The organism is Stenotrophomonas sp. ZAC14D1_NAIMI4_1 (assembly GCF_003086775.1).
In the GTDB taxonomy this organism is placed as follows: Bacteria; Pseudomonadota; Gammaproteobacteria; order Xanthomonadales; family Xanthomonadaceae; genus Stenotrophomonas.
In genome coordinates, this window is record NZ_CP026001.1 from 1 (window position 1) to 16,933 (window position 16,933).

General features: G+C 65.0%; 15 protein-coding genes. All 15 read left to right on the forward strand.

Annotated features, from left to right (window positions below):
* The 15 genes from dnaA to C1927_RS00075 all read left to right on the forward strand — a co-directional run bounded on the left by dnaA (position 1) and on the right by C1927_RS00075 (position 16,933).
* Positions 1-1,332 (forward strand): chromosomal replication initiator protein DnaA, encoded by a 1,332-nt coding sequence (gene dnaA, locus C1927_RS00005; protein WP_079224448.1) that lies wholly within the window; start codon positions 1-3, stop codon positions 1,330-1,332.
* Positions 1,333-1,607: 275 nt separating this feature from the next.
* The gene (gene dnaN, locus C1927_RS00010; RefSeq protein WP_005411731.1) at positions 1,608-2,708 is read left to right on the forward strand and encodes a DNA polymerase III subunit beta; all 1,101 of its coding nucleotides are present in this window, start codon (positions 1,608-1,610) and stop codon (positions 2,706-2,708) included.
* Between the two features lie 888 nt (positions 2,709-3,596).
* A complete protein-coding gene (recF, locus tag C1927_RS00015; protein ID WP_079224449.1) occupies positions 3,597-4,691 on the forward strand; it encodes a DNA replication/repair protein RecF in 1,095 nt (364 codons plus the stop codon).
* 111 nt (positions 4,692-4,802) lie between these two features.
* Entirely contained in the window at positions 4,803-7,262 is a 2,460-nt protein-coding gene (gene gyrB / locus C1927_RS00020) for a DNA topoisomerase (ATP-hydrolyzing) subunit B (RefSeq protein ID WP_108745588.1), read from the forward strand.
* A gap of 65 nt (positions 7,263-7,327) precedes the next feature.
* Positions 7,328-8,173, forward strand: a complete 846-nt coding sequence (locus tag C1927_RS00025) for a CPBP family intramembrane glutamic endopeptidase (RefSeq protein WP_079224453.1) — start codon at positions 7,328-7,330, stop codon at positions 8,171-8,173.
* A gap of 69 nt (positions 8,174-8,242) precedes the next feature.
* Positions 8,243-9,049, forward strand: coding sequence for a M48 family metallopeptidase (locus tag C1927_RS00030; protein ID WP_079224454.1), 807 nt, complete (start codon positions 8,243-8,245; stop codon positions 9,047-9,049).
* A 131-nt stretch (positions 9,050-9,180) separates the two neighbouring features.
* A complete protein-coding gene (locus C1927_RS00035; RefSeq protein ID WP_079224456.1) occupies positions 9,181-10,368 on the forward strand; it encodes a tetratricopeptide repeat protein in 1,188 nt (395 codons plus the stop codon).
* A 254-nt stretch (positions 10,369-10,622) separates the two neighbouring features.
* Positions 10,623-11,180: an energy transducer TonB gene (locus C1927_RS00040; RefSeq protein WP_174208710.1), complete on the forward strand. Its 558-nt coding sequence runs from the start codon at positions 10,623-10,625 to the stop codon at positions 11,178-11,180.
* 92 nt (positions 11,181-11,272) lie between these two features.
* Entirely contained in the window at positions 11,273-12,034 is a 762-nt protein-coding gene (exbB, locus tag C1927_RS00045; RefSeq protein WP_079224460.1) for a TonB-system energizer ExbB, read from the forward strand.
* 59 nt (positions 12,035-12,093) lie between these two features.
* Complete coding sequence (locus C1927_RS00050; RefSeq protein ID WP_079224462.1) at positions 12,094-12,519, forward strand: biopolymer transporter ExbD; 426 nt, start codon at positions 12,094-12,096, stop codon at positions 12,517-12,519.
* A 3-nt stretch (positions 12,520-12,522) separates the two neighbouring features.
* Complete coding sequence (locus C1927_RS00055) at positions 12,523-12,936, forward strand: biopolymer transporter ExbD (protein WP_079224464.1); 414 nt, start codon at positions 12,523-12,525, stop codon at positions 12,934-12,936.
* 121 nt (positions 12,937-13,057) lie between these two features.
* The gene (gene cls / locus C1927_RS00060; protein WP_108745589.1) at positions 13,058-14,518 is read left to right on the forward strand and encodes a cardiolipin synthase; all 1,461 of its coding nucleotides are present in this window, start codon (positions 13,058-13,060) and stop codon (positions 14,516-14,518) included.
* 41 nt (positions 14,519-14,559) lie between these two features.
* The gene (locus C1927_RS00065) at positions 14,560-14,820 is read left to right on the forward strand and encodes a hypothetical protein (protein ID WP_108745590.1); all 261 of its coding nucleotides are present in this window, start codon (positions 14,560-14,562) and stop codon (positions 14,818-14,820) included.
* A 9-nt stretch (positions 14,821-14,829) separates the two neighbouring features.
* Positions 14,830-15,573 carry a pyridoxine 5'-phosphate synthase gene (locus C1927_RS00070; RefSeq protein ID WP_079224469.1) on the forward strand — a complete coding sequence of 248 codons (744 nt, stop codon included), beginning with the start codon at positions 14,830-14,832 and terminating at the stop codon, positions 15,571-15,573.
* 247 nt (positions 15,574-15,820) lie between these two features.
* Positions 15,821-16,933 carry a PA0069 family radical SAM protein gene (locus C1927_RS00075; protein ID WP_079224471.1) on the forward strand — a complete coding sequence of 371 codons (1,113 nt, stop codon included), beginning with the start codon at positions 15,821-15,823 and terminating at the stop codon, positions 16,931-16,933.

Genomic DNA, 16,933 nt, shown 5'->3' on the forward strand with positions numbered 1-16,933 from the left:
ATGGATGCCTGGTCCCGAAGTCTCGAACGCCTCGAAGCGGAGTTCCCGCCGGAAGATGTTCACACCTGGTTGAAGCCGCTGCAGGCCGATCTGCGCGCGGACAGCCTGGTGCTGTATGCCCCGAACGCCTTCATCGTCGACCAGGTGCGCGAGCTGTACCTGGCCCGGATCCGCGAGCTGCTGACGCACTTCGCGGGTTTCAGCGACGTTTTCCTTGAAATCGGCTCGCGCCCGCGGCCCTCGGAGGCGCAGAACGCGCCGGTTTCGAGCGCGTCGACGGCGGTGGTGGCCGAACCGCAGGTGCCGTTCGCCGGCAACCTGGACAACCACTACACCTTCGCCAACTTCGTCGAAGGCCGCAGCAACCAGCTCGGCCTGGCCGCTGCCTTCCAGGCGGCGCAGAAGCCGGGCGACCGCGCGCACAACCCGCTGCTGCTGTACGGGGGCACCGGCCTGGGCAAGACCCACCTGATGTTCGCCGCCGGCAATGCCATGCGCCAGGCCAACCCCGGTGCGAAGGTGCTGTACCTGCGTTCGGAACAGTTCTTCAGCGCGATGATCCGGGCCCTGCAGGAAAAGACCATGGATCAGTTCAAGCGCCAGTTCCAGCAGGTGGACGCGCTGCTGATCGATGACATCCAGTTCTTCGCCGGCAAGGACCGCACCCAGGAAGAGTTCTTCCACACCTTCAACGCGCTGTTCGACGGCAAGCAGCAGATCATCCTGACCTGCGACCGGTACCCGCGCGAAGTCGAAGGCCTGGAAGCGCGCCTGAAGTCGCGGCTTGCCTGGGGCCTGTCGGTCGCGATCGAACCGCCGGACTTCGAGACCCGCGCCGCGATCGTGCTGGCCAAGGCCCGCGAACGCGGTGCCGAGATTCCCGATGATGTTGCGTTCCTGATCGCCAAGAAGATGCGCTCCAACGTGCGCGACCTCGAAGGCGCGCTCAATACCCTGACCGCCCGCGCCAATTTCACCGGCCGCGCGATCACCACCGAATTCGCCCAGGAAACCCTGCGCGACCTGCTGCGCGCCCAGCAGCAGGCGATCAGCATTCCCAACATCCAGAAAACCGTTGCCGACTACTATGGCCTGCAGATCAAGGATCTGCTGTCCAAGCGCCGGACCCGTTCGCTGGCCCGCCCGCGCCAGGTCGCCATGGCCCTGACCAAGGAACTGACCGAGCACAGCCTGCCGGAGATCGGCGACGCGTTTGCCGGTCGCGATCACACCACGGTGCTGCACGCCTGCCGCCAGATCCGCACCCTGATGGAGACCGACGGCAAGCTCCGCGAGGACTGGGACAAGCTGATCCGGAAGCTGAGCGAATGATGCACGGACGCTGATGAGGCGTCATCGCACAAAACGGTGCAGAATCCGGTAGCAAGCGCGGGATGAGTTGTGGATAAGAATGGCGTCTGAAATCGCATCGAATTTATCCACAGCTTTCCCCACCCCCTGGGGGGCGGTAATGCAGAGGGTTTCGAGGCTAGAAACTCCTTTTATTACAAAGACTTAGCGTTGTTTTCCAGCGATTCTGTCTCTACCAGCACCACCAAGCTTTTGATTTATTCCACATTTTTTAAAGCATAGGGGCACGGAACCACATGCGTTTCACACTGCAGCGCGAAGCCTTTCTCAAGCCGTTGGCACAGGTCGTCAACGTGGTCGAACGCCGCCAGACCCTTCCGGTTCTGGCCAATTTCCTGGTCCAGGTGCAGAACGGCCAGCTGTCGCTGACCGGTACCGACCTGGAAGTGGAGATGGTGTCGCGGATCGCGGTTGAAGATGCCCAGGACGGCGAAACCACCATTCCCGCCCGCAAGCTGTTCGAGATCATCCGCGCCCTGCCTGACGGCAGCCGGATCACCGTCTCGCAGACCGGTGACAAGATCACCGTGCAGGCCGGCCGCAGCCGTTTCACCCTGGCAACCCTGCCGTCCAACGACTTCCCGTCGGTTGACGAAGTGGAAGCCACCGAACGCGTGGCGATCGGCGAAGCGACCCTGAAGGAACTGATCGAACGAACCGCGTTCGCGATGGCCCAGCAGGACGTGCGCTACTACCTCAACGGTCTGCTGTTCGACCTGCGCGGTGATGCCCTGCGTACCGTGGCCACCGACGGCCACCGCCTGGCCCTGTGTGAAACCGACCTGGCCAAGCCCAGCGGTTCCAAGCGCCAGATCATCGTGCCGCGCAAGGGCGTGACCGAACTGCAGCGCCTGCTGGAAAGCGGCGATCGCGAGATCGAGCTGGAAGTCGGCCGCAGCCATGTCCGCGTCAAGCGCGACGATGTCACCTTCACCTCGAAGCTGATCGATGGCCGCTTCCCGGATTACGAAGCCGTGATCCCGATCGGTGCCGATCGCGAAGTGAAGGTTGACCGTGAAGCTCTGCGTGCTTCGCTGCAGCGTGCCGCGATCTTGTCGAACGAGAAGTACCGCGGTATCCGCGTGGAAGTCTCGCCGGGCAACCTGAAGATCAGCGCGCACAACCCGGAGCAGGAAGAGGCCCAGGAAGAGATCGAAGCCGACACCACCGTCAGCGATCTGGCCATCGGCTTCAACGTGAACTACCTGCTGGATGCCCTGTCCGCCCTGCGCGACGAGGAAGTCATCATCCAGCTGCGTGATTCCAACTCGTCGGCGCTGGTGCGTGAATCCAGCAGCGAGAAGTCGCGCCACGTGGTGATGCCGCTGCGTCTCTGACAATGCGCTGTTCCACGTGAAACAGGAAAACGCCCGGTTGCTCCGGGCGTTTTTTTTTGGTTCCACGTGGAGCATTGATGCGGATCCGGTTTTCTGCGGCACTTCGCGCTTCGATCTACCGGTTCTCTTTGGGGCGAGGTCGATCAGTGCGAGTTGCGATACCTGCCCTCGCCCGGGTTCAACTGATACCAGGGATGGTTTCCGCAAGCCGATCCGCCTTCTGCTGACGCTACTGTCCACAGCCCGGATTTCTGCCCGATGGGCGCTGCCCTAGCTTTTAAATCTGGGTATAAATCTAAAGCATGGTGGTGATGGTAGGGCCAGATTTCGTGGAAAACATGGTTATCTGTTTGATTTAAATAAGATTTATGCACCTGAAACCCCCTGTATATGGGCCCTTGGGGCTGGGGGGGAAGCTGTGGATAGTTTTCCAAGCGGCTGAAAGTGGCTTTTTTATCCACAGATTGCCCATACCTTGTGTATAAGTCATACAGACCCGCTGTGGATAGCGTGGAACGCACGGTCTGAATTCCTTGAAATCTGTGGAACGCTGCAGTGCCCTGCCCTGTAGATTTCAAGCAATTCACGGCGGGCGCCATCGATGCCCAGGCATGACAGCACAGCAGCAAGTCGCGAACCGCTGAAAATTCGCTGATTTCTGGGGGCCAGGACCGTGCCCGATGCTGCAGATTTCAAGAAATTCACGGCCTCTGGCGCCGCCCTCGCACGGGCCTGCGCCGGGATTCTCCACGTGGAACGGCCCGGTGATGTCGGCCGCGGACGGCCCCGCCCGCCCAGCCTTGCCCTCAGCGGCGGTCTTGACCGATGCAGTAAGCTGATGGATTCCCTGCCCTGCTACCGCCTCGTGCGGATGGTCCCCCGCGTCCCATGCTGATCCGCCGCCTCGCCTTGAACCAACTGCGCCGCTTCAGTGCCGTGGAACTGTCACCCCAGCCGGGCTTGAACCTGCTGACGGGCGATAACGGTGCGGGAAAGACCAGCGTGCTCGAGGCCCTGCACCTGATGGCGTATGGGCGCAGCTTCCGCGGGCGCGTTCGCGATGGCCTGGTCCGCCAGGGCCAGGACGCGCTGGAAATCTTCGTGGAATGGGACGAACAGCGCGCCGATCATCCGCCGCACCGCCGAAAGGCAGGTCTTCGCCATAGTGGGCAGGACTGGAAGGGGCGGTTGGACGGTGAGGACGTTGCCCAGCTCGGCAACCTCTGCGCGGCCCTGGCCGTGGTGACCTTCGAGCCTGGCAGCCATGCGCTGGTCAGCGGTGGTGGCGAACCGCGCCGTCGCTTCCTCGATTGGGGCCTGTTCCACGTGGAACCAGACTTCCTCTCGCTGTGGCGCCGGTACTCCCGCGCACTCAAGCAGCGCAATGCCCTCCTGAAACAGGGCGGACCGTCGCGCATGCTGGATACGTGGGACCACGAGCTGGCGGAGGCGGGTGAACCGCTGACAAGCCGTCGCCAGCATTACCTGGAGCGCCTGCAGGAGCGGGCGATCGCCCTGGCGTCCGCGCTGGCACCGCAACTGGGCATCCAGGGCCTGGACCTCAGTCCGGGCTGGCGCCGGCACGAACTTCCGCTGGCCGATGCCCTGCTGCTGGCCCGTGAGCGCGACCGCCAGGCGGGCTACACCTCGGTGGGCCCGCATCGGGCGGACTGGAGCGTGGATTTCCACAGCATCCCCGGCCGGGATGCGCTTTCGCGCGGCCAGGCCAAGCTCACCGCCCTCGCCTGCCTTCTGGCCCAGGCCGAGGACTACGCCGAGCAGCGCGGGCAATGGCCGGTCATCGCGCTGGACGATCTGGCATCGGAACTGGACCGCACCCACCAGGCTCGTGTGCTGGAACGGTTGCTGGCCGGTCCGGCGCAGATCTTCGTTACCGCCACGGAGACCCCGGCGGCGCTGGTGGATATCGCAGACATCACCCGGTTCCACGTGGAACATGCACGGATCGTGGCTGTGCCATAGTGGCTACATCAGGGCTGGCAAGGCCCGGCTGGTATAATTCAGGTTGCACCCCTTCTTACCCGGCGCATCGCTTCGTGCGGTGACCGATCTGCGGAGCCTACGGCAAGCGCAATGACCGACGAACAGAACACCCCGGCAAACAACGGCAACTACGACGCCAACAGCATCACCGCCCTGGAAGGGCTCGAGGCTGTCCGCAAGCGTCCTGGCATGTACATCGGTGACGTCCATGACGGCACCGGTCTGCACCACATGGTGTTCGAGGTCGTCGACAACTCGATCGACGAAGCCCTCGCCGGCCACGCCGACCATGTCGCGGTGACGATCCACGCTGACGGTTCGGTCTCGGTGTCCGACAACGGCCGCGGTATCCCGACCGGCAAGCACGAACAGATGAGCGCCAAGCTGGGCCGCGAGGTTTCGGCGGCCGAAGTCGTGATGACCGTGCTGCACGCAGGCGGCAAGTTCGACGACAACAGCTACAAGGTGTCCGGCGGCCTGCACGGCGTGGGCGTCAGCGTGGTCAACGCGCTGTCGCAGAAGCTGCTGGTGGACGTGTTCCAGAACGGCTCCCACTACCAGCAGGAATTCAGCAACGGCGCGGCCGTGACTGCGCTGGCCAAGCTGGAAGACACCACCAAGCGCGGTACCACCGTGCGCTTCTGGCCGTCGACCGTGGCCTTCCATGACAACGTGGAATTCCACTACGACATCCTGGCCCGCCGCCTGCGCGAACTGTCGTTCCTCAACTCCGGCGTCAAGATCGTGCTGGCCGATGAGCGTGGCGACGGCCGTCGCGACGACTTCCACTACGAAGGCGGCATCCGCAGCTTCGTGGAGCACCTGGCACAGCTGAAGACCCCGCTGCACCCGAACGTCATCTCGGTCACCGGCGAACACAACAACATCGTGGTGGACGTGGCGCTGCAGTGGACCGACTCCTACCAGGAGACGATGTACTGCTTCACCAACAACATCCCGCAGAAGGATGGCGGTACCCACCTGGCCGGTTTCCGCGGCGCCCTGACCCGCGTGCTCAACAACTACATCGAGCAGAACGGCATCGCCAAGCAGGCCAAGATCAACCTGACCGGCGATGACATGCGCGAAGGCATGATCGCGGTGCTGTCGGTGAAGGTGCCGGACCCGAGCTTCTCCAGCCAGACCAAGGAAAAGCTGGTCAGCTCCGACGTGCGCCCGGCGGTGGAAAACGCCTTCGGTGCACGCCTGGAAGAGTTCCTGCAGGAAAACCCGAACGAAGCCAAGGCCATCGCCGGCAAGATCGTCGACGCGGCGCGTGCACGTGAAGCGGCCCGCAAGGCCCGCGACCTGACCCGCCGCAAGGGCGCGCTGGATATCGCCGGCCTGCCGGGCAAGCTGGCCGACTGCCAGGAAAAGGATCCGGCGCTGTCCGAACTGTTCATCGTCGAGGGTGACTCGGCAGGTGGTTCGGCCAAGCAGGGCCGTAACCGCAAGAACCAGGCGGTGCTGCCGCTGCGCGGCAAGATCCTCAACGTGGAACGTGCCCGCTTCGACCGCATGCTGGCCTCGGACCAGGTCGGTACGCTGATCACTGCGCTGGGTACCGGCATCGGCCGAGACGAGTACAACCCGGACAAGCTGCGTTACCACAAGATCATCATCATGACCGACGCCGACGTCGACGGCGCCCACATCCGCACCCTGCTGCTGACGTTCTTCTACCGTCAGATGCCGGAGCTGATCGAGCGCGGCTACGTCTACATCGGCCTGCCGCCGCTGTACAAGATCAAGCAGGGCAAGCAGGAGCTGTACCTGAAGGACGACCCGGCGCTGGATAGTTACCTGGCCAGCAACGCCGTCGAGAACGCGGTGCTGGTGCCGGCCGCAGGCGAACCCGGCATCGAAGGTGCCGCACTGGAAAAGCTGCTGCTGACCTTTGCCGGCGCACGCGATGCGATCGAACGCAACGCGCACCGCTACGACCGCAACCTGCTCGAAGCGCTGGTCGATTTCGTGCCGATGGATCTGGCCAGCCTGCACAATGCCGGCGAAGGCCAGGGCCTGGATGCACTGGCCAAGCGCCTCAACCAGGGCAGCCTGGGCAGTGCGCGCTTCAGCCTGGAACTGCAGGAACCGAACGACGAGCGTCCGGCCGCCGTGCTGGTGACCCGCCGCCACATGGGCGAGGAGCACGTGCAGGTGCTGCCGCTGGCTGCCTTCGAAGGCGGCGAACTGCGCGCCATCTACCAGGCCGCCAGCCTGCTGCACGGCCTGGTGCGCGAAGGCGCCACCATCGGCCGCGGCGCCAAGTCGGTCGAAGTGGACAGCTTCGCCAAGGCGCAGAGCTGGCTGCTGGACGAAGCAAAGCGCGGCCGCCAGATCCAGCGCTTCAAGGGCCTGGGTGAAATGAACCCGGAACAGCTGTGGGATACCACGGTCAATCCCGATACCCGTCGCCTGCTGCAGGTGCGGATCGAGGACGCTGTCGCAGCCGACCAGATCTTCAGCACCCTGATGGGCGATGTCGTCGAACCGCGTCGTGACTTCATCGAAGACAACGCGTTGAAGGTCGCCAACCTGGATATCTGACACGCTTCGACCGTGGCCGGCGCGGGGATGCGCGCCGGCTTTCGCCCCCTGACTGCAGGTAATCGATGTCCGCTTCCGTCCCGGTTTCCGCTCCGCCGCCTGTTCCGCCAGCGACTGCTGCGCCGCGTCGCGGTTCGCCCGTGGCAGGGTTCTTCATCGACCTGGGCATCGGCGCCGCCACGCTGTTCATCCTCAGCCTGGTCAGCGGCCTGGCGTGGGGCCTGTATCGCGGCATCCAGGTCGGCTACGCCAGCGCGAAGAACAATGGCGCTGGAATCGATCCGGCCAGCGTGACCGAAGCCCTGGGCACGCCCGGCGCGCTCGCACAGGTGCTGATGGCCCTGGTCTCCACCGGCGGTGCCGCGCTGCTGCTGTACTTCTGGCGCCGGCCGGCCAACGCGGCCGAACGGCAGGCGTCGATGCAGGCGCTGCGGCGCCCTTCCACCTGGGGCTGGACCCTGCTGGTGGCCACGCTGATCGTGATCGGCAGCAACGGCATCGCCTTCCTGGCCAAGCAGCTCGGCGTGGAACCGGTGCCGACCAACCTGGCGCTGATGCAGCACGCCATCGAGCGTTTCCCGTTGTTCCTGGTGCTGTTCGCGGTGGTGCTTGCGCCCGCCTACGAGGAACTGCTGTTCCGCCGCGTGCTGTTCGGGCGCCTGTGGCAGGCCGGCCGGCCCTGGCTGGGCATGCTGCTGAGCAGCTTGGCCTTCGCCCTCATCCACGAGATTCCCGGCACCAGCGCCAACGGCCCGGCCGAGATCGCCCAGCTGTGGCTGGTCTACGGTGGCATGGGCGCCGCATTCTGCTGGTTGTACCGGCGCACCGGCACGCTGTGGGCGGCGATCATCGCGCACGGGCTGAACAACGCCGTGGCGCTGGCCGCGCTGGTGTTCTTCGGGTCAATGTAAGGCCGTGGCCGCTTGACGAAAAATTAAGCGGGCCCAGTCCACACTGCCTGCATGAACACGGGGGATTCCATGAAATCACTGCTGCTCGCCCTGCTCATTACCACCCTGGTGAGTGCGTGCGCGACCACCACCTCACCGACCGGCCGACGGCAGATGGTCGGCGGTGTGTCGCAGGCCCAGCTCGACCAGCTGGGCGCCCAGGCGTTCGCTGAAACCAAGCAGAAGGAAAAGATCAGCACCGACGGCCGCCAGAACGGTTACGTCCAGTGCGTGGTCAATGCGCTGGTTGCGCAGCTGCCCCCACAATACCGTGGCGTACGGTGGGAGACGGCGGTGTTCGTCGACAAGGAACCCAACGCCTTCGCCCTGCCCGGTGGCAAGGTTGGGGTGAACACCGGCATCTTCACCGTGGCCAAGAACCAGGACCAGCTGGCGGCCGTCATCGGCCACGAGATCGGCCACGTCATCGCCCGCCACCACGAAGAGCGCATCACCCGGCAGATGGGCGCGCAGACCGGTTTGTCCGTGCTGGGCGCGCTGGCTGGCGCGGCCTACGGCGAAGGCGCGGCCAGCACCGTGAACCAGCTGGGGGGCATGGGCGCGCAGACCGCCTTCCTGCTGCCCGGTTCGCGCACCCAGGAATCAGAGGCCGATGTGATCGGTCAGCGGCTCATGGCCGACGCCGGGTTCAACCCCGAGCAGGCGGTCGATCTGTGGCAGAACATGATGGCGGCCAGTGGCGGACGCAGCCCGCAATGGCTGTCCACGCACCCCGACCCGGCCAACCGGATCCGCGAACTGCAACGTGACGCCCCCTCCCTTCTGCCCGCCTACCAGCAGGCCCAGGCCGCCGGACGCAGGCCAAAGTGTGGGTAAGTGCGCAGATCAATGCTGTACTGCAGCACATAAAACGATTTCTCACGCCATCTGTTTCTGATACGTTTGGCGGCTCAGATTTTTCTGACAGTCCGACTTTGCCGCTGACGGCGGTTCGATCGAGGTGAACGATGATTTTCCGCAACCATAAAGCTGTGCTTTCCGTCCTCATCGCGACCGCCCTGACCGGCGCCGTGGTCACCGATGCCTTCGCGCAGTCCTCGCGGTCGTCCGAGCGTGGCAACCGCGGTGGCAAGCAGGCCAAGGCCGAAGTCCTGTTCCCGAACGCCACCCGTGAGGAGCCGAAGGAAAAGGCGTCCTCGAAGATGAGCAGCAAGCTGCAGAAGCTCATTGACAACTACAACGACCAGAAGTTCCCGGAGACCCTGCAGGTTGCAGGCGAGATCCTGGGCAACAGCGCGTCGAACAACTACGACAAGTCGCTGGCTGCGCAGCTGGCTTCGCAGGCTGCCTACCAGACCGACGACACCGCCGGCGCCATCCGCTACCTGAAGCAGGCGCTGGAGCTCAACGGCCTGGACAACAACGGCCACTTCCAGGCGATGCTGATGCTGGGCCAGCTGCAGCTGCAGGAAGACCAGACCGCCGAAGGCCTGGTCACGCTGGACAAGTACTTCGCCGAGAGCAAGTCGACCAAGCCGGAAGAACTGATCGCCAAGGGCCAGGCCCTGTATCAGCTGGAGCGCTACCAGGAAGCGATCCCGGTGCTGCAGCAGGCGATCGCCGCCTCGCCCGAGCCGAAGGACAACTGGAACCAGCTGCTGATGGCCGCGCTGTCCGAAGCGGGCCAGACCGGCGAGGCGCTGAAGACCGCTGAAGCACTGGCGGCCAAGAACCCGAACGACAAGAAGGCGCAGCTGAACCTGGCCAACATGTACATGCAGGCCGACCAGATGCCCAAGGCAGCCGCGGTGATGGACAAGCTGCGCAGCAGCGGCCAGCTCACCGAAGAGCGCGAGTACAAGCAGCTGTACTCGATCTATGCCAACACCGAGAACAAGGAAAAGGACGTCATCGCGGTCATCAACGAAGGAATGCAGAAGGGCATCCTGAAGCCGGACTACCAGGTTTACCTGGCGCTGGCCCAGTCCTACTACTATTCCGACCAGGTGCCGCAGGCGATCGATGCGTGGCAGAAGGCTGCCCCGCTGTCCAAGGACGGTGAGACCTACCTGAACCTGGCACGCGTCCTGCATGCCGAAGGTCGCGTCCCGGAGGCCAAGCAGGCCGCCCAGCAAGCGCTGGCGAAGGGCGTGAAGAACCAGGCTGATGCCAAAAAAATCATCAACCTGAAGTAAGTAGGAATAACGCCTGAACGCCTGCACAGTTGATGCGCAGGCGCTCAGGATTGGTATAAGCTTGGAGGTTCCTGCGGTGTCATGCACCGCTGATCAGGGATCCCGCCCCCGGGATTCCGGCCCCACTATTGAGCTCTTGGCGCATGACGGAACAACTAGTCGTTCACCGGTACGAACAACCCGATGACAAGGGGCTGAGCTGGCCTCGCATCGTCGGCATCGCGTTTGTAATCGCCCTGCATCTGGCCGCCTTCATGATGCTCCTGATCCCCGCTGTGGCCCCCAAGGCCGTGGCTGAGAAGGAGCGCAACGTCATGGTGACCATCGTCGACGCGCCGCCGCCTCCGCCGCCGCCGCCGCCGCCGCCGCCGCCGACTGAAACGCCGCCGCCGCCGGTGAAGAACCTGTCGCCGCCGAAGCCGTCGCCCGTCCCGCCGCCGCCGCAGGCGCCGGTCGTCGACGTGCCGGAGCCGCGCCCGAACGACATCGTCACCCCGCCGTCGCCGCCTGCGCCGCCTGCCCCCGCCACCTCGATCGAGGCCAGCGTGGACATCTCGTCGAAGGCCATGAATCCGCCGCGCTACCCGCCGGCCGCTTTCCGCGCTGGTATCCAGGGTGAAGTGATCCTGATCATTGATGTCGATGCCCAGGGCAACGTCACCAATGTCACGGTGGAAAAGTCCAGCCGTAACCGCGACCTGGACCGTGCTGCGATGGAAGCTGCCCGCAAGTGGCGTTTCAACGCCGCTGAATCTGGCGGTAAGAAGGCTGCTGGCCGCGTCCGCGTCCCGGTCAACTTTGCACTGAACTGATGCGAGCGGGTGGCCGCCGGCCACCCCTCCTCCGGTTCGATTGTTTAGCTTAGCTACACCCTTTATCACCACACACAACAAAGGTAAGCGTCATGCTGCAGGAACTTTTCATCGCCGCTGCTGCCGGGGGCAATCCGTCCAACGCCCTGTCGCAGATGGGCTTCGAGCACCTGATCCACGAGATGACCACCCAGCCGGGTGACTTCGCTGTCTCCTGGGTGGTGCTGCTGACCCTGATCGTCATGTCGGCCATGTCCTGGTACTGGACCGTCATCAACATCTTCCGTTCGGTCCGCCTGAAGAGCGCTGCCGATCGCGTCGTCAGCCTGTTCTGGGACACCCCGAACGCGCAGGACGCCATCCGTGCAATGGAAGAACAGCCGGCTTCCGAGCCGTTCTCCAAGATCGCCCTGGACGCTGCCCAGGCTGCTGCCCACCACCAGCGCGCTGAAGGCGGCGCCACCGGCGGTCTGGGTGAGAACCTGAGCCGTTCGGAGTTCGTCGACCGCGCCCTGCGTCAGGCCGTGACCCGCGAAAGCAACAAGCTGCAGTCGGGCATGACCCTGCTGGCCACCGTCGGTGCAACCGCTCCGTTCGTCGGTCTGCTGGGTACCGTGTGGGGCATCTACGGCGCGCTGATCAAGATCGGTGCCACCGGCTCCGCTTCGATCGACGCCGTTGCAGGCCCGGTGGGTGAAGCGCTGATCATGACCGCCATCGGTCTGTTCGTCGCAATCCCGGCCGTGTTCGCCTTCAACTTCTTCAGCAAGGTCAACAGCGCGACCATCAGCAAGTTCGATACCTTCGCGCACGACCTGCACGACTTCTTCGCCACCGGTTCGCGCGTCCGCTGATTGCGGCGCGCCACCCTGCGACGAACGACGTAGTCACCAAGATCTAGACGGAGCCCGTTATGGCTTTCAGTAGTGGTAACAGCGGCGGCCCCATGGCCGACATCAACGTGACGCCCCTCGTGGACGTGATGCTGGTGCTGCTGATCATCTTCATCATCACGGCGCCCCTGATGTCCCACAAGGTCAAGGTGGATCTGCCGGAGGCCAACCTGGTCCAGAAGCCGGACGACACCAACGATCGCAAGGGTCCCATCACCCTGGCAGTCAAGGAAGATGGCTCGATCTACTGGAACGACGAAGAAATCAACAAGCAGACTCTCGAGTCGCGCTTGGCGACCGCCGCCCAGCAGACCCCGCAGCCGCCGCTGAACCTGCGTGGTGACCGCACCACCAAGATGCGCGTCATCAACGACCTGACCAAGGTCGCGCAGGAGCAGGGCATGCTGGACGTCGGCTTCGTCGCGACCAAAGAGAAGGGGCAATAAGCCATGGCATTCAGTAGTGGTGGTGGCAAGGGCCCCATGGCCGACATCAACGTCACGCCCCTCGTGGACGTGATGCTGGTTCTGCTGATCATCTTCATCGTGACCGCGCCGATCATGACGTACCCGATCGCCGTGGACCTGCCGCAGCGCGTGCTCAACCCACCGCCGCAGCTGGTCGAACCGCCGCCGCCGATCGAACTCAAGATCGACGCTAGCAACCAGGTCTCGTGGAACAACAGCCCGATCGGTACGCACGATCTGCAGCAGCGGATGGAACAGGAGGTCCAGCGTGACCCGACCAACCAGCCCGAACTGCGCATCGACGCGAGCCCGGATTCCGAGTACGACGTGATGGCCAAGGTTCTGGCCGCCGCGAAGAATGCTCAGATGAAGAAGATCGGCTTCGTGCAGCAGTAATACGCAATACCGCAGCACAACAGTCATGACGCGACTGCAGACGCCCCTGGAAACAGGGGCGTCTTTTTTGTGCCCGGCGACGTGACCCCATCACCACGCCCGCGCCCGCTATGATCGGCGCATGCTCGCCCTCTTCGATTCGCTGCGCCTCTGGCTCGATGGCATTGCCCACCTGGGAACGATCCTGGCGGTGGCCTATCTGCTTTACCTGCTCGCGCTGACCGGCTGGATCATGCTGCAGAAGCGCGAGCCGGTGGCCACGCTCAGCTGGATCCTGTCGCTGGCGCTGCTGCCCTACCTCGGCCTTTTCATCTACTACCTGCTGGGCCCGCAGAAAGTGAAGCGGCAGCGCCTGCGCCGTGGCCGCGCGCGTTCGGGCATGGAGCACTACAGCGATGTCTGCCCGCCCGATGCCGGCTGCACCGAGCTGGCCAAGGTCGCCCAGGCCACCACCGGCCTGGCGCCGAGCAGTGCCACCGAAGTGACCTGGCTGGTGGATGGCGCGGCGACCTATGCGGCCCTCATCGAGGCCATCGCCGGGGCGCGCGATCACGTGCACCTGGAGTACTACATCTTCAACCCGGACCACGCCGGCACCGCCCTGCGCGATGCCCTGGTCGAGCGCGCCCGCGCCGGCGTGCAGGTGCGCCTGCTGCTTGATGCGGTGGGTTCCTCGGCGTTGCCGGCGCGCTTCCTGCAGCCCCTGCTGGAGGCCGGTGGCGAAGCGGTCTGGTTCCATCCGCGGCAGCTGCTGAAACCCTTCAAGCGCCCATGGTTGAACCTGCGCACGCACCGCAAGCTGGTGATCATCGATGGCCAGCTGGCCTTCACCGGCGGCATCAACATCACCGACGAGGAAGACGAGAGCCGCAACCCGAACGCCTACCGCGACCTGCACATGCGCATCCGTGGCCACGTGGTGCGCAGCCTGCAACTGGTGTTCGCCGAGGACTGGCTCTACGCCAGCGGCCAGGAGCCTTCGCGCTTCGACATCGCACGCCTGTGGCCGGCCGACATGCCGCTGCGCGGCGACGGCGACATTGATGCGCAGGTGCTGGTGTCCGGCCCGGATTCGGGCTGGGAAACCATCCACCGCCTGCACGTGGCGGCCATCCAGGAAGCCAATGAACGGGTCTGGCTGGTGACGCCCTACTTCGTGCCCGGCGAGGCGGCGCGCATGGCGTTGACCTCGGCGGCGCTGGGCGGCCTGGACGTGCGCCTGCTGGTGCCGAAGATGAGCGATTCCTGGTTCGTGACCCAGGCCGCGCGTTCCTACTTCGACGAACTGCTGCACGCGGGGGTGAAGATCTACGAGTACGGCCCGCGCATGCTGCACACCAAGGCGTTCATCGCCGACGACGATGTCTGCATTGTCGGCAGCGCCAACTTCGACCACCGCAGCTTCCGCCTGAACTTCGAGCTGTCGATGATGATCAGCGACCAGGACCGCGTGGCGGAGCTGGCCACCCTGCTGCAGGCCGAGTTCGACAGCGCCACGCGGGTGCACAATGAGGCTGGGCGCTCGCTGTGGCTGCACCGCCTGCCGGAGGCCTTCGCCCGCCTGGCCTCGCCGCTGCTGTAAGGCAGCGCTACACTGCGGCCGATGCCTGGGGAGGATGGAACATGTACTGGTTGTACCTGCTGCTGGCGCTGGGCTGCTTCGCCTTCGCGCTGAAAACCCCGAACATGGGCCTGATGTCGCTGGCCCTGCTGGCCGCCCTCGGCCTTCTGCTGGCGTGGGTGCGCGGCCGCTACGTGGCCCGCTTCGGCGACCTGCAGCGCGACCCGTCCACTCTGATCGATGCCGAGGAGCTGCGGCGCCTGCGCGAGCAGGCCCGGGCGCAGGCCCATGACGGCACTTCCCCACCCCCTTCTGCCCCGTAGTCCCGTTCCATGACCCAGCTCAGCGTCAACGTCAACAAGATCGCCGTCCTGCGCAACTCGCGTGGCGGTGCCGAACCCGATGTCGTGCGTGCCGCCCAGGCGTGCCTGGACGCGGGCGCCCACGGCATCACCGTGCACCCGCGGCCGGACCGTCGCCACATCACTGCAGAGGACGTGCTGTCGCTTTCGACGCTGACCCGCGCCCGTGGTGTCGAGTTCAACATTGAAGGCAATCCGTTCGCCCCCCCGCGCGAAGGTTATCCGGGCCTGCTGCCGCTGTGCGCGCAGACCCGCCCCGCACAGGCCACCCTGGTGCCCGATGGCGACGGCCAGATCACCTCGGACCATGGCTTCGACTTCGAGCGCGATGGCGAGCGCCTGCGTCCGCTGGTGGCCGAGCTGAAGGCGATGGGCTGCCGCGTCAGCCTGTTCGTGGATGCCGGCAACCCGCTGCTGGAACAGGCCGCTGCCGTGGGTGCCGACCGCATCGAGCTGTACACCGGTCCCTATGCCGAAGCGCATGCGGCCGGCGATGCCACTGCGATGCTGGAGCTGTTCGCCACCGCCGCACGGCGCGCACAGGCGGTCGGGCTGGGCGTGAATGCCGGCCACGATCTTTCGCAGGACAACCTGCGCGACTTCCTGGCCGCGGTGCCGGAGGTGCTGGAGGTGTCGATCGGCCACGCGCTGATCGGCGAGGCCCTGTACGACGGGCTCGATACCACCGTGCGCGGCTACCTCGCCCTGCTGTAATCGCCGGCGCCGGGCATGCCCCGGCGCTACCGGTCGTTCCCCATCTCAGCTGCTGAGACCCCCGTAGCCCATCCTGTCGGCCTGCTGCGGCGATGGCGCCTGCGTGATCCCGTGGAACCTGTGGATAAGCCTGGGGTCAACCAGCGCTCACATCCCCCGCCACGCCTACGGCTACGTGAATCCTGGCCGCTTGCGCCGCCTGTGGTTAGCAATAATACTAACGTCTCTGAAACGGCCGGAGGGCGCCATGCAATCCCACCCTCGCAACGCCCAGGCCGCCATCAAGGGCCGGGGTTCCACGTCCCACCTGGCGGGGCGCTTCGAAAGCACGGTGAGCGAAGCGGTCGATGACGGCTGGGCCATCGACGAAAGCGACGAGTTCCTCGCCCCGCGCCTGCGCACGGAAGTGCGCGCCGAGACTGCGCGCAGCATCATCAGCCGCAACACCTCCCCGGACGTGGGTTTCAGCCAGTCGGTGAATCCCTACCGCGGCTGCGAGCATGGCTGCTCATACTGCTTTGCACGGCCCTCGCACGCCTATCTGAATCTGTCGCCGGGCCTGGACTTCGAGACCAAGCTGTTCGCCAAGACCAACGCACCGCAGTTGCTGCGCAAGGAACTGTCGAAGCCCGGCTATGTGCCACAGCCGATTGCACTGGGCATCAACACCGATGCCTACCAGCCGATCGAGCGCAAGCTGAAACTCACCCGCCAGCTGATCGAAGTGATGCTGGAGACGAAGCATCCGTTCTCGCTGATCACCAAGAACGCGCTGGTGGAGCGCGATATCGATCTGCTGGCACCGCTGGCGGCAGAGAACCTGGTCAGCGTGCACTTCTCGGTGACCTCGCTGGACCCGCACCTGTCGGCGAAGCTGGAACCGCGCGCGTCGGCGCCGCACGCCCGGCTGCGCGCGATGAAGCGCCTGCACGAGGCAGGCATTCCGGTGGGCGTGATGGTGGCGCCGGTCATTCCGTGGATCAACGACAGCGAGCTGGAGGCCGTGCTGGAAGCCGCGCATGATGCCGGCGCCGGCACCGCCGGTTACGTGCTGCTGCGCCTGCCGCTGGAGGTAGCGCCGCTGTTCCGCGACTGGCTGGACACGCACCACCCTGATCGCGCCGCGCACGTGATGAGCACCATCCAGCAGCTGCGTGGCGGCAAGGACTACGACAGCCAGTTCGGCACGCGCATGCGCGGCCAGGGCGTGTATGCGGATCTGTTGAACAACCGGTTCAAGCTGGCGCGAAAGCGTCTCGGGTTCAACGCGCAGAACAGCCATTGGCCGAAGCTGGATTGCAGCCGGTTCCTGAAGCCGTTGCCGCCGCGGAAGGAATCGCCGCAGGGGTCGTTGTTCTAG